This window comes from Gramella sp. Hel_I_59 (assembly GCF_006714895.1).
Classification (GTDB): Bacteria; Bacteroidota; Bacteroidia; order Flavobacteriales; family Flavobacteriaceae; genus Christiangramia.
On the sequence record NZ_VFME01000001.1, the window covers coordinates 1,570,528 to 1,594,784 of the forward strand.

Here is a 24,257-nt window from a genome sequence, read left to right on the forward strand (position 1 = left end):
AAAAAAAATAAATCCCGATTAATAATCTGGGATCATTCTGTAATATTCGTTGTTATTCAGTTTTTAAGATTATCGCAGGTTCGTTGGTAAATGTTTGCTTACCATTTTTAAAACCTGCAATTGGCTGGGCAATACTTCGTACGGCATCGATAGAAGAATTAGTTTCCAGTATGAGTAAAGTTGCCGGTGAACCTTCTTTTATAGGCTTATACATACCCATTAAAAGCGCGGCATTTTCGCCTATCATCCTGTAAACTTCTTCCAGTTCATCATCTTTGGCAATCTGAGCAATATTCGCATACATATTACCCATGCGAAGAAGTGAAGCGTCTCCAAATGGTGTAAAAGCATTTAAAATATTATTGCTGGAAATGGTAGTTCTTATCCCGAAATTAGCGAGTTCATTGGCATTTACCATTCCGCGTGGGATTAATTTCTCGTAATCTCTTCCATTCAGGAAAATATCGGTTGCCGGTAAAACGGTGAGAGTAATTTTAGCTTCCAATAATAAACTGAACATTCTCTTTTTTTGCTCCGCGGTCATTGCTGATATTTTAGTGATATGACCAATTGAAACTCGACCTTGATACGCTCGTTTTCTCACTTCCTCTGCAATCTTCGGAATACTGGAATTTTCAGGATCCAGATCAAAATCAAGATGAAAGTCAACATCTACATCATATTCCTGGGCAATATCAAAGATCATTTCTATATGTGCTGAAGGATCTTCATCCTTATAAGGGCAGCCGCCTATCAAATCTGCGCCATTTACCAGTGCCTGTTTGATAAGCTGTTGGGTAGCACTCCTCCCGGTAAGTCCTTCCTGGGCGAAAGCACAGATTTCCATATCGATAGCAAATGCATATTGATGCCTGACTTTTTGAATAGCCTTTAGAGATCGAAGTTCCGTTTTGGGATCGGTTTCTACGAAGGTTCGCATTCCCATAGTTCCCTTTTTGATTGCCATTTCAACTACTTTCGCGGCGCGTTGATATACGTCTTCTTCTGTAAATGATTTTTTGGCTTTACCGGTCTGTTCTACTGCTTCTTCTAAAGTTCCTTCTTCAATAGTGCAACGGTCCAGAATACACGCTTTATCGAGATGAATATGGCTCTCAAAAAAGCCCGGAGAAACGAAATGACCTCTGGCATCATAACTATTTATGGTAGTAATATCTTCTGAAGAATTTTCGAATACTGAAACAATCTTAGCGATTTCTCCATCCAGAATTCTAATGTTCACAAGATCTTCATGACCTTCTATTCTTGCATTTTTAATTTCCAGGTCATATTGACTCATAATTATCTATTTCTTTTAAAAATTATGATGTTTTTCTTCTTAAGGCTCTAATGTATTTAAAAAAGGTCATATTTATACTGAATTTGTAGCTGTCATGTTATAAGTTGTTGAAATATGAGATATATAGGTGTGGACGGTTGTAAATTTGGCTGGGTTTCAGTTTGTTTTTCTACGGAAGAGATTACTGCGGTAGAAAATTTAGAGAACCTTATATCTTTCTATCCAGCTCAGGCTTTAATCTTTATTGATATTCCAATTGGCCTGAAGAGCGAAAAAAATAAGTTGCGAAATTGCGAGGAACTGGCCCGACAGTTCCTTCCGAAGAACAGGAAATCAAGCATTTTTCCTGTGCCTTGCAGAGAAAGTCTCCAAGCCGAAACATATTCGGAAGCTTCACATATTAATAAAGCCATTTTAGGCAAAGGTATTTCAAAGCAGACCTGGTTCATTATTTCTAAGATCAAAGAAATAGATCAGTTTTTGGTTCAGAATAAACAAGAACGAAATAATATTAAAGAATCACATCCAGAAATTTCCTTTCAGTTCTTAAACGATGGAAAGCCTTTAAAATACACGAAGAAAACTGAAAACGGAATTTTTGAAAGGCTGCACATATTATCGCAATTTAAACCCGAAGCTGAAAAATTATACAAACTTGGTTTAAAGGAATATCGACGCAAGGAGGTAGCAAAAGATGATTTGTTAGATGCAATGTGCCTGGCTATTACGGCTGAACTTTCAGAAAATTATGAAAAGCGCATACCGATACAACCAGAAAAAGACGAGTACGGAATAGAAATGGCCATTTATTATGCGGATTTATCACGATTACATAAAAAATGCCCGAAAACTTAAGTAATCGGGCATCTTATTATTTAAATATTTCTACTTAATCGTCTTTAACATCGTATCTGTCCAGCATCATAACTTTATCCCAGGCTTTTACAAAGTCACGAACAAATCTTTCTTTTCCATCTTCAGCACCATAAACTTCAGCAATATTTCTTAGCTGAGCATTAGATCCAAAAATAAGATCACAACGAGTAGCGGTGTATTTCACATTTCTATTTCCCCGATCTTTAATATCAAAAATCATTTCCTCGTCATTTTGTGGCACCCATTCATAGTCCATACTTAGAAGTACCTTGAAGAAGTCGTTGGTAAGAACACCTGGACGGTCTGTAAATAAACCATGTCTGGAACGATCAAAGTTTTGTTCTAAGACACGCAATCCACCTGTAAGCACGGTCCATTCTGGTGCGCTTAACGTGAGCAATTGCGCTCTGTCCAGGAAAATTCTTTCCGGCGGCACATTGTATCCAACTTTATCATTGTGATAATTTTTGAATCCGTCTGAAACCGGTTTTAACCAGTCAAAACTTTCCTCATCGGTTTGTTCCTGGGTTGCATCATTACGACCCGGCGTAAAAGGCACTTGAATATCAAATCCAGCATCTTTTGCCGCTTTCTCTATGGCGGCGCAACCACCAAGAACCACAAGATCTGCTAGTGAAACTTTTTTATTTCCACTCTGGTTGTTATCAAAATCAGATTTCAGGCCTTTGTATGCTTCAAGAACTTTGTTCAATTCATCTGGCCTGTTAAGGTCCCAGTTGTTCTGAGGTTCCAGGGCTATACGTGCTCCATTGGCACCACCACGTTTATCACTATTACGATAGATGGCTGCAGAGGACCATGCTGCTGAAACCAAAGCAGACACGCTTAAACCGGTATCAAGGATTTTTCGTTTTAAATCAGCTATATCACTATTATCAATGAGATCATAATCTATCTTCGGGATCGGATCCTGCCACAGCAAGTCTTCTTCCGGAACTTCAGGCCCTAGATAACGATCTTTAGGTCCCATGTCTCTATGGGTAAGTTTGTACCATGCTCTTGAAAAAGCATCAGTAAAATACTCAAAATCATTCAGGAATTTGTTGCACACCTTGCGATACTCTGGATCTACCTTTAATGCGATATCGGAAGTCATCATCATCAAATCATTCGATTTCCCTGCTTCATGAGCATCTGGTGTTTTTGGAGCATTTTCATCCACCGGAGTCCATTGCACAGCACCTGCGGGACTTTCGGTCTTTTTCCAATCGAATTTGAAGAGATTTATCAAATAGTCATTATCCCAGTTGGTTGGATCTGGTGTCCACGAACCTTCAATTCCATTGGTCATCGTATATTTCCCAAAACCTGTACCTTCTGGATTCTGCCATCCCATTCCCATAGCCTGCAAAGGAGCAGCTTCCGGGGAAGGTCCAATTTTATCTGCGCTAACCATACCGTGACTTTTTCCGAAGGCATGTCCACCAGCAATAAGAGCGACGGTTTCTTCATCATTCATAGCCATACGCTTAAATGATTCCCGAATTGCCATCGCAGAATCCATAGGCTCCCCATTTCCTCCCGGACCTTCAGGATTTACATATATTAAGGCCTGATGTGTGGCTGCCAGAGGATTTTCCAGATCACGGTTTGGATCTGAAGGTTCTCCTTTCCAACGAAGCTTCTGGGTTACCATCTCTTCAGGATGTCCATCATAGTACTCACCAACTTTAGATTCTTTAAATGGTTTGCCATTCCAGAATTCTGGTCCCCAGTAGGTACTACGATCTGGCTCCCAGGCATCGCGTCTACCACCGGCATAACCAAATGTGGGGAAGTTCATAATTTCCAGTGCGCAGTTCCCGGTAAGAACGATAAGATCTGCCCAGGAAATAGATGCGCCATATTTTTGTTTGATTGGCCAGATAAGTCTTCTTGATTTATCAATATTCCCGTTATCCCACCAGGAATTGATAGGGCCGAAGCGTTGTAAAGCCTGTCCAGCTCCACCGCGACCGTCGGCAATACGATAAGTACCGGCAGAGTGCCAGGCCATTCGTATCATTTGAGGCCCATAGTTATTATAATCTGCAGGCCACCAGTCTTTGGATTCTACCAATAATTGCTTTATTTCGTTTTTAAGCTGTTCGAGGTCAATTTTATTGAAGGCTTCTTTGTAATCGAAATCGCTTAAAGGATTCGCAACCGCCGATTCCTGATGTAATAATTCAACCTGTAGTCGGTTGGGCCACCAATCATCTAGCTGCGGCTTCGAGCCAATTGCTCCGCCAACCCTTGTTCCTCTAAATGGACATTTTGCTAGATTGTCTGGATTATCCATGTCTTTCATACTGAATGTTTTGAAGTTTTGAAATGAATTAAAATAAGAACGTCAATATTTTTCTTCTGAAGTTCATTCTGAACATGCCAAACTTGGAAAATGGAGTAGATAAGATTTGATTCTCAACATTCTAAAAGCAAAGGGAGTTAAAAGGAAAATGGTGGACGTAATTAAATTTTAGTTTATGAGCAGAATTTAGGAAGATGTACCTGAAATTCAGGCTGTGCGGCGTTAAACTTTTTTTAAATATTTATCGCTTGCTTAAAGTAGACTTAGAGAATTCGCAGTGCACGATAGGTTGTTGTACGAAATTGAAAATAAATAGCTATAATTTCTTTTCAGTATTATTTCACTTCCAATAGTAAATTGTAGCAGGATTGTATTATTAGAAGAACAAATTAATCATGCGGGACGTTCCATGTTTTTTATAAGGCACCACTATTAGATTAATTGTAGATCCTTCATGATAGATATTAAATGCGGATTCGTATTCGCTCTAAATTCATCCCTTAATTCCTTCAGCCTTTTTTCGATCGCACTTTTACTACTTGGCCTGATATTCTTATCTTTTAATTCCTTTTGAATTTCGTCCTGGGTAAAACCATTTGCCAGATATTTCACAATATTTATCTCGAAATCATTTAAAGTAAGCACATTATTCTGGTTAAGGATCTTTTCGATTGACGGAGAATTATAATTTTCACCTTCATTCAAATTCAGAATCGCCTCTTTCAATTCTTTTAATCCACTACGGTCTTTGCAAACATAGGCATCTATATTTCCGCTTGCCCAGAGTTCTCTGACCGTTTGAGGATGGTCTTCTATCGAGTTCACGATAACTTTAAGTTGAGGATCTTCGAGTTTTAATGCCGAGATCAGTTCTTTTCCGGAAGTCAGTTTTTCTTCCCGGTAATCTGGTTTGAAGGAAAGATCACAAATTAGAAGATCATAAGGTTTGCCTTCCTGAATGGCTTTTTTTGCCAGAAGCCAAGCTTTATCACAATATTGCGCGTGATCTACCTGTGCAATTTTCAAATCTTTCAAAATAAAAGCGACAGCATGATTTATACTGTCCATATCTTCAGCAACCAGAACTTTTTTAAACATGTGAAAATTATATGGGAACCTGGATTAAAACCTTCAATCCTTTTTCCTGTTCAGTTTCAAAATTAAGTTTTCCTTTGATAGAAAGAATACGGTTTTCCATATTAAGAAAACCATTACCGGCTTTCAGACTTTGACGTGAAGTACCTATTCCATTATCAGAATATTGAACCTGTAAATTTTTGTTTTCTTCGGAAAATACAATAGCTACCAAACTGGCTTCACTATGCTTGTTCATATTAATCATGATCTCCTGAAGAACACGGTAAAGAATGATCTTTTTCTCCGGGCTTAAGCTTTTCCAGTTGATGCTGTTTTCCCCACGAAGAATTAGTCTGGCATCTGCTGGTAAACTGGAACTAAGCGTGGAGAGTAAATGGGGAAGGAAATCTGGTCCTGTTGGAATACTGCTATTTTCCCTGGAAATATTACGTGTCCGGTTATAGATATTTTCCAGCTTATCCATGAGCATATTGGTTGCAATCGTATCCATACTGCTCATAACATTGTAGACATCGTTTGCCAGTTCATCGTGGATTTTTTTGGAAATCCTGGATTCTGTACGATGCGCTTCGCGAATTTTATCCCTGGTATGTCTTTGTCTTAAGTAATAGAAGCCGAATCCACCACTAACTAAGACCAGTAAACTTCCTAATGATAATATGATAATCTGGTCCTGCAGTTGCTCTTTCTCTATAGCCTGTAGAGCAGTTTGATCCTGTAATTGATCGATCTCTAATTCTTTCTGTTCTTCGTCAAATGTAATTTTAGCGAACATATTTTTTGCCTGAATACTTTCCGTACGTATGCTATCACTCAGCTGAATATAGCGTGTTGATAGTTCTTTGATCGATTCCAACGGCGATAGCTGGATCAATTTTTCTATGGCATTTAATTGAGCCGATTTACTATTGAGTTCCCTCGCAGTAAGAAGCAGGCTATCTGCATAGAGTTTTGAAATATTCTCATCACTATTCCGGTAATAATTCGCCAGATGATCATAACTGGCGAGCAGGCCATTTTTGCCATTATTTAGAAGCCTTATATTCCTTGCTTCCAGCAATTCAACTTCCATATTAGCGGTAGAATCCTGCAACCACCTGGTGTAAGCCAGATTATCTAAGAATCTGGCCTTAGAGAGAATATTCGTTGAATCAGATCTACGCAGGATGCTTTTAAAAACAGCTATGGCTTCATCGTAATTCTTTTGATCCTGAAGAGAAAGTGCAATATTGTTAAGATTACTTAAGCTGTCTTTGATATTAGCAGCAAATGCAAGAGCGTTTCTCCATTCACGTATGGCATCACTTTGGAAACCCTGGTTACGATATGCTGTTGCAATAATGTTGTAAGCGGTACTAAAGTAAGTGGAGTCAATGGGATCCAGTAGTTTGAGGGCTTCAGCAGCAGTTTGTTGAGCTCCGGTATAATCTGTTAATCTGCTTTGTGCATCAGCCATTTCTATAGTTCTGCGCCCTGCCTTCGCAGAATCTCCATCCATAAGGTGTAATTTTCTGGAGATAAATGCATTTCTAAAATATTCTTTATAATCGTTTAGAGAGCGATGAATAATAGCTTTACGGTAAAAACCTGTGGCTTCAAAATGAATATTTTCATAGATCCTGGATTGATCGATCATTTTTGAGGAATAGACCAGAGAGCTGTCATAATACCTTAATTGATTAAAGCTATAGATAACGCCATCCAATAACTTGAGATGCACTGTATCATTGTCGATCCTGGAAGAGGTCAGACCATATTTAAAATTAGCAAGCATTTCTGCTGGCAACTTTGATTTTAATCCTTGCTGAAAATAATATTCTCCGCTGCCAGGTTCGATTTCTTCTGAACTGTTATCAGAAGCCTGGTCACAAGCGGTCAGGCTTAGACAAATACAGAGGTAGATCAGAAAATACTTTGAAATTTGCATTTAGCGAAAATATATAAAAACTGAGGATCCCAGAATACTTAATTAGAAAGTTTAAGAAATAGTAAGAATTCAAGCCAATCCAGCTTTTGCAGACGAATGCCGAAGATTTTATTAGGGGATATGATGTCACGGGACGGAGCAAATTCTGAAGTTGATAAATCACAATAAAATTCTAACTGTTTCTAATATAAATGATCACTTATACTTCGGAATATTTTAATATTCAGTTCTTCTGAAATTTATCGGGCCAGCTTCAGAAATAAATAATATCAAATATCGATCTCATTATTCCTAAACAAAGTAGGGGAGAGCTCTCTTTGTTTACTTCTGGTTAAATATTTCCGAAGAACGCCTCCAGAAACCCTATTTACATCAAATTCTATAACAAAAGCATCCGTATCCACCTCATGCAAAATTCTGTATGCTTTTTTGGTGTCTATCCTGTTTACAACCGTATGGATAATCTTTAGATCCTGCTTTTCTCCCTGACTTCCGTAACCTTTACTACCGTTATAGATCGTTAATCCCTGACCTATATTCTTAAGCAAAGCGATCTGCATTTCTTTAGATTTTTCAGTAACGATCATGAGTCCGACATAATCCTCGAAGCCTTCCAGAATTAGGTCTATAGTTTTTGCAGTAATAATATAGGTTAACACAGAGTACATGGCGACCTCGATCGAGAATAGTAAACTAGCCAGTAAAAAAAGCACCACATTGAACCAGAAAATGATAAGACCAATGGAAATTCCTGTTTTTTCATTGAGGAAAATACCCAGGATCTCGCTCCCGTCCAGAACAGAGCCATTCTTTATAGCCAGGCCAATTCCTGCACCCAGAAATAAACCGCCGAATATGGAAATAAGCAATTTGTCATCTGTTATGGATTGAAAGTTCTCGAAATGAATGATGAGGGAAAGTACAAGTACTGAAATGATTGACCGTATCACAGTTTTTCGTGAGATGGTAAACCAGCCTATCACAAAGAATGGGATACTAATGATTGGCAGAATAATAGAAATTTCTATCCCTGTGAGTTTGCTTAGTAGAATTGAAATTCCGGTTACTCCGCCATCAAGAAAGCCGTTAGGAAGCAAAAAAGCTTTTAGTCCAAGGCTGGCCAGAAAAACTGCGAGTGCCAGCTGACCAATTTCCCAAACCAAATTTGCCTGTAAAAATCTTTTTATCATACAGTACAGTTCTTACTGATATGAACCTCTCAGTTACCTTTTTCTGCTGATTTTATCTTATCAATTTCTTTCAAAATTTCATTCGCTTCATGCATTTTATCGTCACTCAATTTTCTATTACTAGTAGATAAGCGATGAGCTTCCTCAAGAAGTTGTTTGTACTTTAAATTTAATTTTTCAACTTCAGATTTCTTTTTAAATAAACCGAACATAACTTTTTCTTTAAATATAGGCTAAAGTCTTAATTATCCGGTTATGGCACGGCGTTCTTTTATATCGTTTAAAACAAATGTTGCGCTCTATTTCTTAAGGTTCAATAAAAATTATCTAATACTTCAGCTTTGTTAGCTGACATTGTATTTTTTCACCTCTGGCGGCTGGTTTGCCAGGTTCTTCAGCACATTCACACAACTTTGTAGTTCCGTAGTCATTGAGCTTTTCATGAGCATCAGAACGTGCCCATATGGATACCAGCGCATTTTCTTCCGGATCTTCTTCACAGTCCCCGTCAATTTCGAATGCATGAATAGTGTTTTCGTAAAAGTAAACTAAGGGATCCCGATCATACGATGAAGTGGTCCACATCCTGAATTCATCAGGCATTCCCGTATCAAACTGAACAACTCGTTCATTTTCATTTTCTGAAATGGTTGTCAACTTTTCGTTAGTATCCCTGATGGCAAAAGTTTTAAATTGATTTACACAGGATGGCTGGCGCATCGTATAATACAATTCAGAAGTAGCGTGGTTATGGTATGGATATAGAGTGTTTACAGCCTGAACGGTCATTCCAACCTCTGCACCAACTTTTTGTCCGTTAATCTCTTCAATACGTAACAATCCCCAATGTCCCAGAATTTCAGCATAAGCATATCCACCTCTTACATTTGCGGAATTTTTTTGATTCCTGTCACTTTCTTCAGCATACATTGGGAACCAGCCTACAGATGCCCAAAGATTTGGTAGTGATCTGGCACTTACATCATAAGGGAAATTTCGAGGAGTCTTCACCTTTTCACCGGTCACCATTTTGTAGAAATTCTCAGAGAAGGTATAACCTTTAGCTTTCACATCTGGATCGCTAACTTTAGTTTCAAAAAATTCTTGAAAAGTAGTCCTGTCAAGCCATTTTGCGACTTCAGACCTTGCCTCCAGTTTACCGCCGGGACTATAGAGCCAGTCAACATTTCCTCTGGCAGCGAAGCATGCTTTTGCAGCTTCAGAATTGTGCAGGATTTGGTAGATGTTTTTGACCATTAATTGCATATCGCGACGCTCCATCACACATAACTGACTAATTCCATCTACAGTTTCATAAGTTGCCACGTCTGAGTCAATACACGAACTTCCATTTGGAGAGGTCGTTAAAGCCACCGCATAGGCTTTAAGATATTGCAGGGATTCATCCCATAAAATATCGATATACTTTTGTTCCTCTTCGGAATACACTTCAGATTCTTCCAGGCATTTAAATTTTACATTTTTCAGATCTTTGGGATTGATAAAATCAGGAACTTTCTGAGCATAACTGAAGGTGATGGAACTAAGAAAGAAGATCGTACTCAGGATATAATTATAATTGTTGCTTATCATTATGAATTTAGTTTTATGACCAGAGAATTATGTAAACTTTTAGTTGCCTGAAAAGACAGTAAGCATCTGGAAACAGGTGGTTCTATCTCTAAAATAGTTCAATTTTAATAAACTTTAAAAGTTCCATCACTTCGGAAATATCTATCAGTGTAATTTTACTTCCGAAGGACATGATTAATTTTCATAACATTCAGGCTTCAGGTTCGAGCTGAACTCTGAAGATTATGATTTTATTCCCGTTTTTAAATAGCTTCCTTATACCAATTAGATTTGGATACTAAAGTTAGTTCTATAGACAATAATTAATATGTTGTCTACGCTGATTATTAACTATCCTTTTCAATTCGAATCTTTACAGATTTGCTAATGGGCGTATTACTACGCTCTGCAAAATGGTTGTAAGGAACTAAAGGATTGGTTTCAGGGAAATATGCTGCGATATTACCAGCTGGGATCTTATAAGGCAGCACCTTAAATTTGTAGGCGGTTCTTTTCTTGCCGTCATAGGTGCTGGTTAAGTTCACAATTTCGAATTTCTTCAAATTGCGCTTCTCCATATCCTTTTCATTTATAAATATAACCCGGCGCTCATTATATACTCCGCGATACCTATCGTCTAAGCCATAAATAGTGGTATTAAACTGGTCATGACTTCTAATGGTCATCAACATCAATTCATCTTCCTGTAACTGGTGGTCTGGAAGTTTGTTTAAGGTGATCTGTGCTTTGCCATTCGGCAACATACTAAAATCTCTGTGCCGCGCATTGTTAGGAAGGTAATATCCAAAACCTTTAGATCGCTCACTGGTCTTCTCAAATCCTTTTGCTACCAGATCGATTTTTTCCCGAATAAGTTCGTAATCTTCTCCCATTGCTTTCCATTCTACCGGATGATTTCCTTTGAAGAAAGTATGACCTAGATTCCCGATAATTTCAGGCTCGCTCATAATATTGCTGGACGCAGGTTTTAAAAGCCCTTTAGATTGTCTAATTCTCCCCATACTACTTTCCATAGTCAGGAAACGAGGATTACCATTTTTCTCGTCTTTTTCAGACCTTCCGAAAGTAGGCAGAATCAATGCTTTTTTCCCTGTAACTAAATGCGAGCGGTTTAACTTCGTACTAATTTGGACTGTTAGCTTACAATTATTGAGTGCCTGTGCGGTATAATCAGTATCTGAAGCGGCCATCAAGAAATTACCTCCCAAAGCGATGAAAACACTGGCCTTTCCGTCGTGCATTGCCTCCATAGATTCTACAACATCGATCCCTTTTTCTGTTGGCGGATTGAATCCCATATGTTCCTTAATGCGCTCGTTGAGATCTTCATCTACAAAGTGCATTATCCCCACACTTCTATCTCCCTGTACATTACTATGCCCGCGCACGGGACAGGTACCGGCATTTTCTTTCCCAATAGCCCCTTTTAGAAGCAATAGGTTCACGTATTCCCGAATGGTCTCCACTCCATTTTTATGTTGAGTAAGTCCCATGGCCCAACAGACAATAATTTTGGTCTTCTTTGCAAGCACCTCTACGGCTTGATTAATTTTTTCATTAGAAACTCCCGTTAATGCCAGTAATTCATCTTCATTAAAAGATTTCAGGTCGTTTATTAATTCAGCATATCCCTGGGTGTATTCCTTTAAAAATTCATGATCAAAAACTGTATGGTCTAAAGCATCTTTTTCAGCAAGACGTTTGAGTATCAACTTTACCAAAGGAATATCCTGGTTGATATTTACCGCTAAATGCAAGTCGGCAATATCTTCTCCGCCGCCAATCAATCCTTTTACGTTTTTGGGATTTTTAAAATTAACCAGTCCTGTCTCTTCTAATGGATTTATAGCAATTATATAACCTCCGTTTTCTTTGCACTTTTCCAGTGCAGACAACATTCTTGGATGATTGGTTCCAGGATTTTGCCCCGCGATCATCACCACTTCGGCTTCATAAAAATCTTCTAGTTTGGTACTTCCTTTTCCAATCCCCAAGGTTTCGTCAAGGGCGACTCCGCTAGATTCATGGCACATATTGCTGCAATCTGGCATATTGTTAGTTCCGTAAGCTCGAACAAACATTCCGTATAGAAAGGCAGCTTCATTACTGGAACGACCAGAAGTATAGAAAATAGCTTCGTTTGGAGAATCTAAACCGCGCAATTCTTCGGAAATTAATTCAAAGGCATCCTGCCAGGAAATGCTTTCGTAATGAATGCTGCCTTCACGTAAAACCAGTGGTTCTATAAGTCGGCCGAATTTATTTAACTGAAAATCACTTAATTCTGAAAGTTCTTCAACTGAATATTTCTGAAAGAAAGCGGCATCAATATGACTATGCGTCGCTTCATCTGCCAGCGCTTTTGCTCCGTTCTCGCAATATTCTCCGATTTTGGAAGGATGTTCAGGATCTGGCCAGGCACAGCTAGGACAATCAAAACCATCCTGCTGATTGATGGTGAAGAGAGCCCGCATAGAATCTACCACGCCCATTTCTTTGAAGGTATGCTTTACGGTTTCTCTAATCCCCAGTTTTCCTGCAGCATGGGTAACTGGATCTTTAAATTCAAGTTCCTGAAAATTAACCGGTCCTCTGTGATTTACGTTTCTATCAATTTTCTTTTCCATCTAGAGTGCAAGAGATTTAGGGTTAGGGTAATTATTAGATTCGTCTTCACCACGATCTTCCAGACAGGTAAAATCTTTTTCGAGTAAGACATCTATAGTTTTGCCATTTGAAGTTACTACGGAATGAGAAAATCCAACCCGGTTGTTAGTTTCCCAATTTTGTATCAGTGAATCTGAAATTTTTAAAGTGATCTTATTATCAGAAAAATGAATATCCAGTTGCTCAGTATCAGTAACCTTTACTTCGTATATGAAATCCAGTTTTGAGAAATTAGTTCTTTCTTCAATAGATTTTTCTCTGCATAAAAGCTCCACTTCATCTTTCGTTAATCTATATCTCACAGAATTTCCTCGAATCCTTATTTTCATCTTAATCTAATTTTATTTGGTATGGACTGTTTTCAGCAATCATTTAAAGTTAAGCTTAAAGATTTAAATTTATATTAGGAACAATCATGGAAATATAGGTTTTAAGATGCTTTTATGGTTTAGTGGTCACTTATGAATGATGAGGAACAATAATCGATTAGCATAACCTGGGTTTTAACCTGAATATGGTGATCTAGAAATTTGTTCAGTAATAGAAAACCAGACATGGAAACTGAAGTTTGTCAATTCTGAATTAGCTTATTTTTATATTCTGAAATTTATTTGAAAGTGATAAGAAAAAAAGCGATCGAGGTTTTTATACTTGCTGGAGGAGAAAGCAGAAGAATGGGAACAGATAAAGGTCTGCTCAATTTTAAAGGAACGCCCATGATCCTGCATATTATAAAGCTTCTCAATAAATTAGACTTGAAAACTAGTATTATTAGTAGTAATCAGGAATATTTAAAATTCGGTAAACCTCTGTATACCGATATTATTCCGAAGAAAGGACCACTAGGGGGATTATATACTGCTCTTGAATATTCTAATGCTTCAATGGTTCTATTGCTGGCTTGCGATATGCCTTCCATCAACGAAGAAGCAATTCAGAGTTTGATGACCTTAGCTGAAGCTGGAAAAATAACTGTGGCTACAGATTCCGAGCGAATTACTCCGCTATTTGCCTGCTACCCGAAATCTTTGAAAGAAAAAGTCGAGAAAGCTATTTTAGCTGATGAATTAAAAATGCAGGATTTTATAACCCGGCAATCCCATGTTATGTTAGATCTAAACGCACTAGAGAATACAGAGGTTCTACAGAATTTAAATACTCAAGAACAGTTAAAAGCCGCTGAAAATACAGAAACAGATGGAGAATAGTTATTATAAGTCTTAAACTTGGTCTATTAGACAATGCGATTGCTGTAAAAGTTCCGACGAAAAAAAAATGTGCTAGAATACAACCTGAAAATTCTAATTAGCATTTATCCATTTTTGTTTCTATTTCTTCGTTGGTGAAATCACTTAGGAGTGCAGATATCAAGGAATTAAATATCTGATTATATATATTATTCTAAAGCTTTCTAAATCTAAAATGACGGAGAGCTGCATTTTGATATCGACCTAACTGAAAATAAAAGTCTCACATCCTACAAAACGGAGATTCATAATTACTTTGATGGGCATAGGTATTCTGTCGTTTAGCAGGAACCAGAAGAGTGGTAGTCTTTCCAACAAAATTTTGGGATTAATATATTTTATAAAAGTTTCGAAGCTCAAGAACACATCACTATTCCTGATTGTTTTGCGGAATGGAGAATACCACTTAGGAGTCATCGCTATAGAGATGCTGCCGGAAAACTGGAAGAAGCTTTCATAAAGATCGTTCTAGGCCATTAGGTGATGATGACAATAAGTATTAGTAGAATAGTATACAGTATTTCTTAGATTGTTTGATTGTCCAGGCTGAAAGGATGTACAGGTTATTGGCACCCCTATTTATATAAAAACCTAAGATTTTTGGAAGAATAAGCATGATACTGGAATCTACTGAAATTAGCATGTTAAAACTAGATTATACAATAGTAAATAACAGAACACTTATCAATTATAATTAATAGACTTCTTCCAACGCCAAATATGTGCAAGAATTAACCCTGAAAGCAATAAGAATGCTTGTTATTAAAGTTAAAGCTAATATCCCGATTGAGTTTTACGCTAAATTTGCCGCTACTTAAAATTTTATGAAAAGAGCTCTAGTAAAATATAAGAAAAGTGCTTTTGGAAGGTACATTACTCGCAATCAAAAGTATGCTCCCATTATTTTTTTTATGGGTGGTTTTATCTTTGATACCCTAACATTAGGGAGAATAGACCGTATGTACGATACATTGGTTCTTTGTTCGCACATGACCTTAGTCACAATCACTCTTTATTTATATAATGTCGTAGATGAGGAAAGGTGGGAAGGTTCATTTATCAGGCGTTATCACGAATATTTTCCGCTAGCTATACAGTTTTTCTTTGGCGCACTTTCAAGTGCTTTTGTTATCTATTTTTTCAGGAGTGTTTCTCTGTCAAAAACTATGTTTTTCTTCATATTGCTGGTTCTGCTCTTATTTGCAAACGAGTTTCTTAAAAAGAAAATATCGAATAAATACCTTCAGTTTAGTGTTTATTTTTTTATAAGTTTCATCTTTTTTGCCTTTATGATTCCCACACTCATCAGGGAAATGAATACATTTATTTTTATCATTTCTGGACTTGTAAGTTTGGGGTGTACTTTAGCTCTTATCATGTTTATTTATAGTTCAAGCTCAGCTACACGAACGGAGTTAAGTTTACGAAGACTGATTAGTCTTATCCTTTCAATTTATATATCAATCAATGTTTTTTACTATTTCAATCTTATTCCACCAGTTCCGCTGGCATTAGATACAGGGTTGGTGGCTCATAATGTGCGAAAAATAAATAATGAGTACATAGTTACTTACCAGAGGAATCAATGGTATGTATTCTGGCGTAAACATGACATTAATTTTCATCGGAACGAAGGTCAACGAGTTTATGTATTTACTTCCGTTTTTGCACCTACAGATTTAAAAAAGCCCATATTCCATAGTTGGCAACATTTTGATCCCGAAACCGAAACATGGCAAGTAACTGATGATCTTGGCTTTGAAGTTGCCGGTGGTCGTGATAGTGGTTTTCGTGGCTATACTTATAAAAAGAACCTTAGAGAAGGTAAATGGAAAGTTGATGTGATTACTGAAGAGGAACTGGTACTGGGTGTTGTAGATTTTGTGATTATAAATACTTCTGAACCTCCTGAAGTTGGAGTGGTAAAGAAAATATTCTGACAACTGCTCCTTGAAATAGATATTAGGTGTTTATATAATATCTATTTGACTTTAATTATTATTGATTATTTCTAAAGAAATTATTCTTTAATACTCTATTCACATTAAAAAATGAGTATCATGGAGAATAAGTAAATATAAAGACTGAAAAATTTTAAGATGAAGTATAAAATAGAGGTGAAGAACGTTCAGATGGTCGATGAGATTAGAGAATATTGGACTAATGAAAATTATGTTCAATTGCTGGAAAGGTTTGATTATCCTAATGCGGATGATTCTAAAAATGAAAATTTAAGGGAGTTACTGTTTATGGCCATCACAGATTTTGAACCTGCTGAAGCAGCAAAATTAGTTCTGGAATATAAACTTGGAGAGCATCTGTCTGAAGGCCAAATAGACCAGATCTCTAATGATATGTTAGTAGATACAGTTTGCGAGGAATATCCGGAAATTGAACTGCAATCAACTTTGTTTCATATTAACCAATTACTTTTTAAAGCTTATAACGGCAAATTTCCAAGCTCTAGTGCAACAATTATAGAGTGCTCCATAGAATCACTAAATAATGATAATGAAACCTCCTTAACAGAGGAGATGGTATTAAGGTTACTCAATAATGGACTATCTGAAAGGAATATCGTTAGGAGATTATTTGAAGATCAATTGAAGGGAGAAAAAGAATTTCCGGAAGCAGAACATATTATCTGGGAACTTAAAAATATTGATGGCGATCAATATAAAATTACGACTTCAGGAAATCTGATCAAAAAAGACGATATTATTTCTTCAGAATGGGAAGGAGAAATTGAAGAAAGCAAGGGGTAATCATAGAAAAAAGAAGTTCGTAAACTACATTCCATATCAAATCTTCTTTTTATTTCCCAATACAGAAATATTGAACCCTTGCTATTGCTAGGTAAAATTACGAGGTACAAAAAAGGTACAAGAAATTAACACAAAAAATAGCAATAAAAATCTCACCATTTTTGTTTGTGTTCTTTCGTCGGAGAATTCACTTAACTGAAAGAAAAAGTTCAAAAATAATTTCTTCCAGGACATTAGAACTCATAAAGATTACATCACGATAAAATCTAAGTTAAATGAATCTTTATGAGATAGGCTTAAAAAGCTTTCTACAGTATTATTGAAAACTGAATTTAGGAGGTCTGGTTGCTTTCTCAGACAATGTATCTTTTGAAACCTTTAATTAATGTTACCATTCCTTTAATACCTTAAATATTAATGTTTTAGTAGTTTTGATCAAAAGCTTAAAATGTTATGAAAAAATTAATCGGTCTTTTCGCTCTCCTCTTAGTAGTAATAGGATGCGAAAACAGCAACAACAAAGAACTTTCAGAACAATTCGACAAACTAAATCGTCAACACGACAGTATTTCAAAGGTACATTCTGATTTCAAGAATAATCATGATGAAATGAGAATGAAGTATCAGGAAGTAAACGAGCGATTGGGATCTGCAAACATCCAGGATTCTACTGTATTCGATGAGGTAGCGCGACATAGCACAATACTGGAACAGCACGACGCAATTATTAAAAGTCATGATCAAATCATTGAAGATCATCAGGAAATGAAGGCAAATTTCAATGGAAAGTCAGATTCTGAGAAGAAAACCCAGATCGATGAAATGATTAAGACCCATACTAAATTAATGGATGAACATAGTAGTATGGAAGAAGATCATAAGGAAATGGAAAAGGAACACGAGACTATTATTGAAAAATTAAATAGCTCGAATACTTCTAGTTAATTTACAGAGATCAATACATAAAGCCGCTGATTGTTTATCAGCGGCTTTTTTTTTATAAAGAATTCAGTGATCAATGTTCTAAAACCTTTTCAAAAATTCATATTTCATATTCCAAGTGAGTTTTGAACTCTATAACGATTTAATCAGATAGGAGGTGCCAGACTTGTTATGCTCTTATCAGAATAATTTTTAAGCAATTACATTTTGTCAGAATATAGTAGTGTGTATATTTGTCAACCATGCAAAAAGCAACTGGACATATTTCAATACTAACTGCGCTACTAGTTATTTTTGCGCTGGTATCTCCATATGTTCACATCTTTGAGCATTCTATATCTAATAACTCAAATTTAGAAGATCACCAGCATCTTGTGAAAACTGACAAGAATATTGTGACTTCTGGAATGGATTGTAAAATTTGCGATTTTCATTTTTCAGGTTTCGATAATCCTGAATTTCTTTCTTTTGAGCTTTTTATTCCTTTGAAAGAGACTGTATATTCTCTATCTCTTACTCAAACTGTCTGGAATTCTCCAGATCCCTATTTTTCCTTAAGGGCCCCACCATACTTCCGTGTTTAACTAGTGATTTTTAATTTCTGAAGAATTTTTGCTTCAGGCTTTTTCACATTAATTATTTACGGTTTTACTAAATGAAACTTTTCTGGATAGGATTGATCTTATCCCTGTTTACTTTCAACTTGTTTGCTCAGAATGCCAATGATTATAGGCTTTCTGGTACAGTTAAGAATAGAACAGGGGATGCGTTGGATGGCGCTTACGTTAAAATTAACGGAAAGTACTTCTGGACTTCGAAAGAGGGGGAGTACAATACAAAATTAAAGAGCGGTAACTATGAAGTCCATGTTTCTATGGTCGGTTACAGGGATTTTGATACTATTATAGATCTGGACGAGAATCTCATTCTTAGTTTGAGTTTAGCTGAATCTGTTACTGGCCTTGATGAAGTTTTATTAGAAGGTCACGTGCATAAAAAGACCAGTCAGCAGGTTGTATATGTAGATAATGATTATCTCGAGAAGCAATTTAATGGTTCTTTAGCCTCGAGCCTTGAAAGAATACCTGGATTTAATGCTATGCAAATAGGTTCAGGGGCATCCAAGCCTATCATTCGTGGTTTAGGCCTTAACCGCGTTGCAGTGGCAGAAAACGGAATTAAACAGAAAGGTCAGCAATGGGGAGCAGATCACGGTCTTGAGATCGACGCGTTGAATGTGGAAAACCTGGAGATCGTAAAAGGCGTAGGTTCTATTGCCTACGGAAGTGATGCGATTGGCGGAGTAGTTCGAATCAATAACAACTCAATTCCTTCGGAAGGTTTCTCAGGAAGCATTTACAGTTTTGCTCAAAGTGTAAATAATAGCCTTGGAACTTCAGCGAAACTAGCCTATTCTGAAAACGATTGGTTTTTCAAAGCCAAGTTTACGGGAATATCCTTCGGAGACTATAGTCTTCCTACGGAAGAGATTTCATATCTTAATTTCAACATTCCGATATTTGATGAGAAGCTGAAGAATACTGCAGGAAAAGAGCTGGATTGGTATGCACAGGCCGGAATTGTCGAAGATGATTTTTCAACTACGATAAGTATTAGCAAAGTGTATCAAAAATCAGGTTTTTTTCCCGGTTCTCACGGAATTCCTGATATAAGCCGCGTTCAACCTGATGGAGATCTAAGAAATATTGAAGAACCTTTTCAACGTGTAACCCATTTCAAAGTCATCAACAACACAAAGTTTTTCTATGAAAATGGTCAGTTGGATTTGGATCTTTCCTACCAGAAAAACCACAGGCAGGAATGGAGCTTATTCCATACGCATTATGGCGGACAGGAACCTCCAGAAGTTGATCCAAATCTTGAACTGGATTTTAACCTGAAAACTTATACAACCAGAGCCATTTATCATCATAGCTTTAATCGTCAAAATGAGACGCAGTTGGGAGTTGATCTAAACTGGAAGGATAATGAAATTAGTGGGTTTAATTTTCTGTTACCGGAGTATCAAGCCGGGAATTACGCCATTTTCGGTATTCATGAATACGAACCTTCTGCCCGCAATCTATGGACTTTAGGTCTCAGGTTCGATTACGGAACAATCGATATGCAAAGCAATTATGACCCGAACCTTTATGAATTTCTGATAAGAAATGGTCAAACTGAACAACTTGCGAATTCTTACGCTCAACGTAGTGAAGGAGTCAAACGGAATTTTAGCAGTTTTAACGCTAGAATGGGTTGGGATCATACTTTCGATGAAAGTTGGAGCTCAAAAATAAACCTTGGTACAGCCTTTCGTTTACCTACGGCCATCGAGCTTGGAGCCAATGGAATCCACCACGGTTCTTTCAGGCATGAGCAGGGAGATCCAGATCTTAAACCGGAACAAGGTTTTATGGCCGATTTAAACCTTAATTATTCTAAAAATTCCTGGAATATCAGTTTGAGTCCGTATGCCTATTTCTTCAATAATTATATCTTCTTAAGACCAACTGGAACATTTTCCGTTCTTCCTCATTCAGGACAGTTATTTCAATATACCCAATTTGAAGCGTTGCTTAGCGGAATAGAAGTAGCCATCATCAAAGAGATTGGTCGCTGGCATTTCAACCTGGCTGGAGAATATTTACATAATAGGCAACTAACTTCAGATAAATCCAGAAATTTTCCGCTTCCATTTACACCGGCAAATAATCTTTTTACCGAAGTAGGTTACGAGTTATTCCTGGATTCAGAAATTTTTAATTTTTCTGAGATCAGCATCAATAACAGACTGGTCATGGAACAGGATCGCATTGCTCAAGGTGAGCTGGTCACTCCAGGTTATTCTCTTTGGGGACTGGAATGGCAGAATGAGATAAATTTGAATGGTTTTAGAGCTAATATTAATTTTAGAGTAGACAATTTTTTAAACGAACAGTATTTCAATCATACCAGTTTCTACAGAAGACTCCAGATTCCAGAAATGGGTAGAAATATTCAGCTGAACATTAAAATACCGTTTGGCAGTTAATGATTTCTACTATTACACATATCAGCCGATTATTAATTCTTCTGCTTATTGCTGGACCATTATTGCGTACTGCCCACTTTGTTCTGGATGATCATTCAGATTTTCATGAAGTAGGTAAGTTCAAAATTGAGCAGCAAAATATCCGTCATTGGTGTGAGCATTTTATACATGCTGAATATAAAGGTCTGCTGCCGGGTTATGATAGGCCGGATCTTTTCAGAAAAGTTTCAGAAAAGGAAAAAAAATTATTTGATGTTAGAATTAGCCAGGTTGTAGCAACAAAATTCAGCTTTGATATTCGGGGACCACCAGTAAACACGAAGTATTAAGAATTGCATTAAACACATAAAGACAAAACGAATAAATTATAAAAATTAAAGAAATGAAACATTATTTTAAAATTTTAGCCGTACTACTTACTGTAACCGCATTCACCGCATGTAGTGATGATGACGACGCTTTAGATAGTCAAAAACCAACAATTGTGATGAGTGAACCGGAAGATGGTGAAGCCTTCGAAATTGGCGGAGAGCTGCATTTTGATATCGACCTTACTGATAATGACGGTCTCGCTTCCTATAAAGTAGATATTCACAATAATTTTGATGGACATACGCACTCTGTTGTGAAGCAGGAAACAGAAGAGCCTTGGTCTTATCAGCAAACATTTCAAATTGATGGGAATCCAACAAGTTTCGAAGCTCACGAACACATCGCTATTCTTGAAGGAATTGCTGAAGGGGAATACCATTTAGGAGTCATAGTTGTAGATGCTGCCGGAAACCAGGAAGAAGCATTTGTAGAAATCATGCTAGGTCACGAAGGTGATCATGACCATGATGATCATGATCACGACGACGATGACCACGATGATCATGATGATGAATAATTAATACAGAGTATTACTTAGATTGTTTGGTTTACTAAGTAGAAAGGAGGTGCCTGTATTTGGCACCTCTTTTTTTATTATCACAAAATCTATATGAAATAGAGTCGACATACAAACTCTAATTTAGTTTGTATTCTTTGCATTTGTATAGCAGAAGAATGTTATTTAAAATTAATAGATAAGGGTTTATAGAGTTTTAATAATTCCTCTGGTAAATTTACTTCCCAACAAATAAGTTATCAGTTCCCTGTTTTACTGGGCTTAGCGAAAAACGAGGTGTAATCTAGGTACATGGCCATTGCAACATATTGAAAAGAAGTCACAAAATATTACCAAAAATGTAATCATTGATGATTTTACCGGTAATTTCTCCCTTATTAATGTAGAAAATATATTCGTCGGTCAAAAGCTAATTTGAGGCTTTTAAATCACAGAGATATCATTTCATTCACTTACAGAATTCAAATTATCTCTTATAATTACTCTTTGGTTAGTTTTTTTAATCGGGTCTTATAGGCCTGCAAATAGTATCTTTTTGTTTTATCATCTAAAAAGGAAGTCATAGTTAGGGTGTCTACCTGATCGGAACCGTTGAGCATGGAAGCCATGATAGTATTAAACTGCTTCGAGGATAAGCCTACCTGCTCGGCCAGGACTTTAAACTGTCCGGCGACATGGGTTTGGGCCAGGTTGGCCGGTAGCAGACCACTATCCAATGCAAAATCACTATCCTCAATATGAATGCGAGTATTCAGCAGGTCATAAGCAGGACTTAATCGATGATCTCCCATAGGGGTTTCCAAGATCGCAAAATTCTTCAGGTGCGCATCTCCGTTGGAAAACAAATAATTGAATAATAGAAGTTTAAATAATTTGGGTGTTTCCACGCGGTAGGCGGGAAGGTATTTCTTCATCAGTTCAAATAATTCCAGATAATTCCCTCCATATTTATAATGGTCCCCATGGGTCTGTGGGGTTTTACCGGCTAGTGAAGCAAAATCCTCTTTGGCCTTTTTGCTACCATCCGCCTGTACATCAAATCGATTGGTGATGTAGGCCGGGGCGCCGTTTTTAAAAAAGATGAGCGCATTTTCGGCGGTCTCGATTCCGTATACCTGCCGCGCTATCTGCATAGTCAAATGCTCATTGGCTGGCATCTGGTCCCTTTTTTTTCCGGAATTAGGAATTGGTTTTAGAATATAGGTACCCCGCTCTCCTTTTTTAATCAGGCGTAGCTTGTTCTTTTCCAGCAATACTGAAAATTTCTCCTGGACCCCAGATATGGAGATCCGCTTTTGATTCTCTTCAAATAACTTATCCGTAGGAGCGTCTGAATTTGGGGCCTCATAAGGCAGGATGTGGGACACCTTGCGTCCATCGAACACCCGTTTTAGGCTGGTTCGGCTATAGGTCTCAAAACCTGGGGCCAGGGTTCCGGGACAATGCGTAAGTTTTGGTATCATACGGAGGCTTTAAGTTTTTTAACGGTGATGGCCCCAACAGTATCATAACGGGCCGTAGACATCAGGATCCCAAAATAGTCATCTGCATCCAGGCGTTCTGCCTTGCAAACAGCTTGTCGATTCGTTCCTTCCGGAATCATATTATAAAAGAATGGAAATAAATATCTGGAATGGTATTCCTGTTGGGACCGGGGTAGGGTAAGACTAATAGGGGGATTGTCCGGATCGGCCAGCCAGTTGTCCAGATAGCGGAAAGTAAAGCCGCCGTCATCGTTCTGTTGGAGCATACCGGCCTCTGTTCCTTTATATAAAATAGCGGCTTGTCTCATTTAAGCTATATTTTTTTAACCTGAAGGGTAATCTCTAGACCTAATACATCAGTGATCTTTTGCAGGGATTTTAAGGTAGGATTGGCCTGTCCGGTCTCGATCTTATACAAAGTAATGATCCCAATATCGGCCATCTCGGCTAATTGTTCCTGAGTGATACGCATGTGATCACGTCGTTGTTGAATAAGCTTTCCGATGTGTACGATTGCTTCCATATTTTAAATGCTAAAACCCATAGTATATCGAGCATTTATAAGTCAAAATACCGGTTGGATTCAAAAATACATTAAAATCCATACTTTAATGAGTAATTTGATACTTTTATGCTGAATTATATGGAAAATTTACTATAATCCACATTATAATGAGGGTTGCAGAGTGTATTTTGGATGTGCTAGTGTGAAGAAATAGTTGAAATATGCCGGAAAATTACTAGCGATCATTACCTTTAGAAAAATATAAAAGAGTATGTATAAATTTTTCTAAAGGTAATGACAAAGGTCGATGAATTTTTTTTAAAAGCAATAGAAGGGAAACAATTGCTTTCCCAGCCTGACTCAATAAAAACAAAATAGGCATACTTCGATAGATGTAAAGAGGCAATCATATTTGGGATTCAAATCGTA

21 protein-coding genes are annotated in these 24,257 nt (G+C 37.2%); 9 read left to right on the forward strand and 12 right to left on the reverse strand.

Annotated elements, in window-relative coordinates:
* Positions 1-52 precede the first annotated feature (52 nt).
* A complete protein-coding gene (locus JM79_RS07130) occupies positions 53-1,300 on the reverse strand; it encodes an amidohydrolase family protein (protein ID WP_141877491.1) in 1,248 nt (415 codons plus the stop codon).
* A gap of 114 nt (positions 1,301-1,414) precedes the next feature.
* Here JM79_RS07130 and JM79_RS07135 point away from each other — a divergent pair, with 114 nt between their 5' ends.
* The gene (locus tag JM79_RS07135) at positions 1,415-2,155 is read left to right on the forward strand and encodes a DUF429 domain-containing protein (RefSeq protein WP_141877492.1); all 741 of its coding nucleotides are present in this window, start codon (positions 1,415-1,417) and stop codon (positions 2,153-2,155) included.
* Positions 2,156-2,189: 34 nt separating this feature from the next.
* Here the strand turns inward: JM79_RS07135 and katG are convergent, their stop codons facing one another.
* From katG to JM79_RS07175, 8 genes are all read right to left on the reverse strand, one after another.
* Positions 2,190-4,487, reverse strand: a complete 2,298-nt coding sequence (gene katG, locus JM79_RS07140; protein WP_141877493.1) for a catalase/peroxidase HPI — start codon at positions 4,485-4,487, stop codon at positions 2,190-2,192.
* A 432-nt stretch (positions 4,488-4,919) separates the two neighbouring features.
* Entirely contained in the window at positions 4,920-5,585 is a 666-nt protein-coding gene (locus JM79_RS07145) for a response regulator (RefSeq protein WP_141877494.1), read from the reverse strand.
* 7 nt (positions 5,586-5,592) lie between these two features.
* Positions 5,593-7,512 (reverse strand): ATP-binding protein, encoded by a 1,920-nt coding sequence (locus tag JM79_RS07150; RefSeq protein ID WP_141877495.1) that lies wholly within the window; start codon positions 7,510-7,512, stop codon positions 5,593-5,595.
* 269 nt (positions 7,513-7,781) lie between these two features.
* Positions 7,782-8,702: a YitT family protein gene (locus tag JM79_RS07155; RefSeq protein ID WP_141877496.1), complete on the reverse strand. Its 921-nt coding sequence runs from the start codon at positions 8,700-8,702 to the stop codon at positions 7,782-7,784.
* Positions 8,703-8,731: 29 nt separating this feature from the next.
* The gene (locus tag JM79_RS07160) at positions 8,732-8,914 is read right to left on the reverse strand and encodes a Lacal_2735 family protein (protein WP_026915823.1); all 183 of its coding nucleotides are present in this window, start codon (positions 8,912-8,914) and stop codon (positions 8,732-8,734) included.
* 115 nt (positions 8,915-9,029) lie between these two features.
* The gene (locus JM79_RS07165) at positions 9,030-10,295 is read right to left on the reverse strand and encodes a dimethylsulfonioproprionate lyase family protein (protein ID WP_141877497.1); all 1,266 of its coding nucleotides are present in this window, start codon (positions 10,293-10,295) and stop codon (positions 9,030-9,032) included.
* Positions 10,296-10,621: 326 nt separating this feature from the next.
* A complete protein-coding gene (locus JM79_RS07170) occupies positions 10,622-12,922 on the reverse strand; it encodes an FdhF/YdeP family oxidoreductase (protein ID WP_141877498.1) in 2,301 nt (766 codons plus the stop codon).
* Positions 12,923-13,291 carry a hypothetical protein gene (locus JM79_RS07175; protein WP_141877499.1) on the reverse strand — a complete coding sequence of 123 codons (369 nt, stop codon included), beginning with the start codon at positions 13,289-13,291 and terminating at the stop codon, positions 12,923-12,925.
* A 288-nt stretch (positions 13,292-13,579) separates the two neighbouring features.
* On the opposite strand from JM79_RS07175, the gene JM79_RS07180 reads away from it, so the two are divergent.
* From JM79_RS07180 to JM79_RS07220, 8 genes are all read left to right on the forward strand, one after another.
* On the forward strand, positions 13,580-14,170 hold the full coding sequence (locus JM79_RS07180; protein ID WP_141877500.1) for a molybdenum cofactor guanylyltransferase: 591 nt from the start codon (positions 13,580-13,582) through the stop codon (positions 14,168-14,170).
* An 863-nt stretch (positions 14,171-15,033) separates the two neighbouring features.
* Positions 15,034-16,149, forward strand: coding sequence for a DUF2914 domain-containing protein (locus JM79_RS07190; RefSeq protein ID WP_141877501.1), 1,116 nt, complete (start codon positions 15,034-15,036; stop codon positions 16,147-16,149).
* Positions 16,150-16,308: 159 nt separating this feature from the next.
* Complete coding sequence (locus tag JM79_RS07195) at positions 16,309-16,974, forward strand: hypothetical protein (RefSeq protein ID WP_141877502.1); 666 nt, start codon at positions 16,309-16,311, stop codon at positions 16,972-16,974.
* A gap of 453 nt (positions 16,975-17,427) precedes the next feature.
* Positions 17,428-17,919: a hypothetical protein gene (locus JM79_RS07200; RefSeq protein WP_141877503.1), complete on the forward strand. Its 492-nt coding sequence runs from the start codon at positions 17,428-17,430 to the stop codon at positions 17,917-17,919.
* 239 nt (positions 17,920-18,158) lie between these two features.
* Positions 18,159-18,500 carry a hypothetical protein gene (locus JM79_RS07205; RefSeq protein ID WP_141877504.1) on the forward strand — a complete coding sequence of 114 codons (342 nt, stop codon included), beginning with the start codon at positions 18,159-18,161 and terminating at the stop codon, positions 18,498-18,500.
* Between the two features lie 71 nt (positions 18,501-18,571).
* Positions 18,572-20,950, forward strand: a complete 2,379-nt coding sequence (locus JM79_RS07210) for a TonB-dependent receptor (RefSeq protein ID WP_141877505.1) — start codon at positions 18,572-18,574, stop codon at positions 20,948-20,950.
* Positions 20,950-21,279, forward strand: a complete 330-nt coding sequence (locus tag JM79_RS07215; RefSeq protein ID WP_141877506.1) for a hypothetical protein — start codon at positions 20,950-20,952, stop codon at positions 21,277-21,279. The genes JM79_RS07210 and JM79_RS07215 overlap by 1 nt, the downstream gene beginning before the upstream one ends.
* A 53-nt stretch (positions 21,280-21,332) precedes the next feature.
* Positions 21,333-21,839, forward strand: coding sequence for a DUF4625 domain-containing protein (locus tag JM79_RS07220; protein ID WP_141877507.1), 507 nt, complete (start codon positions 21,333-21,335; stop codon positions 21,837-21,839).
* Between the two features lie 479 nt (positions 21,840-22,318).
* Here JM79_RS07220 and JM79_RS07225 read toward each other — a convergent pair whose 3' ends face one another.
* Genes JM79_RS07225 through JM79_RS07235 form a run of 3 tightly spaced genes read right to left on the reverse strand, consistent with a single transcriptional unit; the run spans position 22,319 to position 23,846 of the window.
* On the reverse strand, positions 22,319-23,302 hold the full coding sequence (locus tag JM79_RS07225) for a HipA domain-containing protein (protein ID WP_141877508.1): 984 nt from the start codon (positions 23,300-23,302) through the stop codon (positions 22,319-22,321).
* Complete coding sequence (locus JM79_RS07230) at positions 23,299-23,631, reverse strand: HipA N-terminal domain-containing protein (protein ID WP_141877509.1); 333 nt, start codon at positions 23,629-23,631, stop codon at positions 23,299-23,301. The genes JM79_RS07225 and JM79_RS07230 overlap by 4 nt, the downstream gene beginning before the upstream one ends.
* Positions 23,632-23,636: 5 nt before the next feature.
* On the reverse strand, positions 23,637-23,846 hold the full coding sequence (locus tag JM79_RS07235; RefSeq protein WP_141877510.1) for a helix-turn-helix transcriptional regulator: 210 nt from the start codon (positions 23,844-23,846) through the stop codon (positions 23,637-23,639).
* Positions 23,847-24,257: the final 411 nt, after the last annotated feature.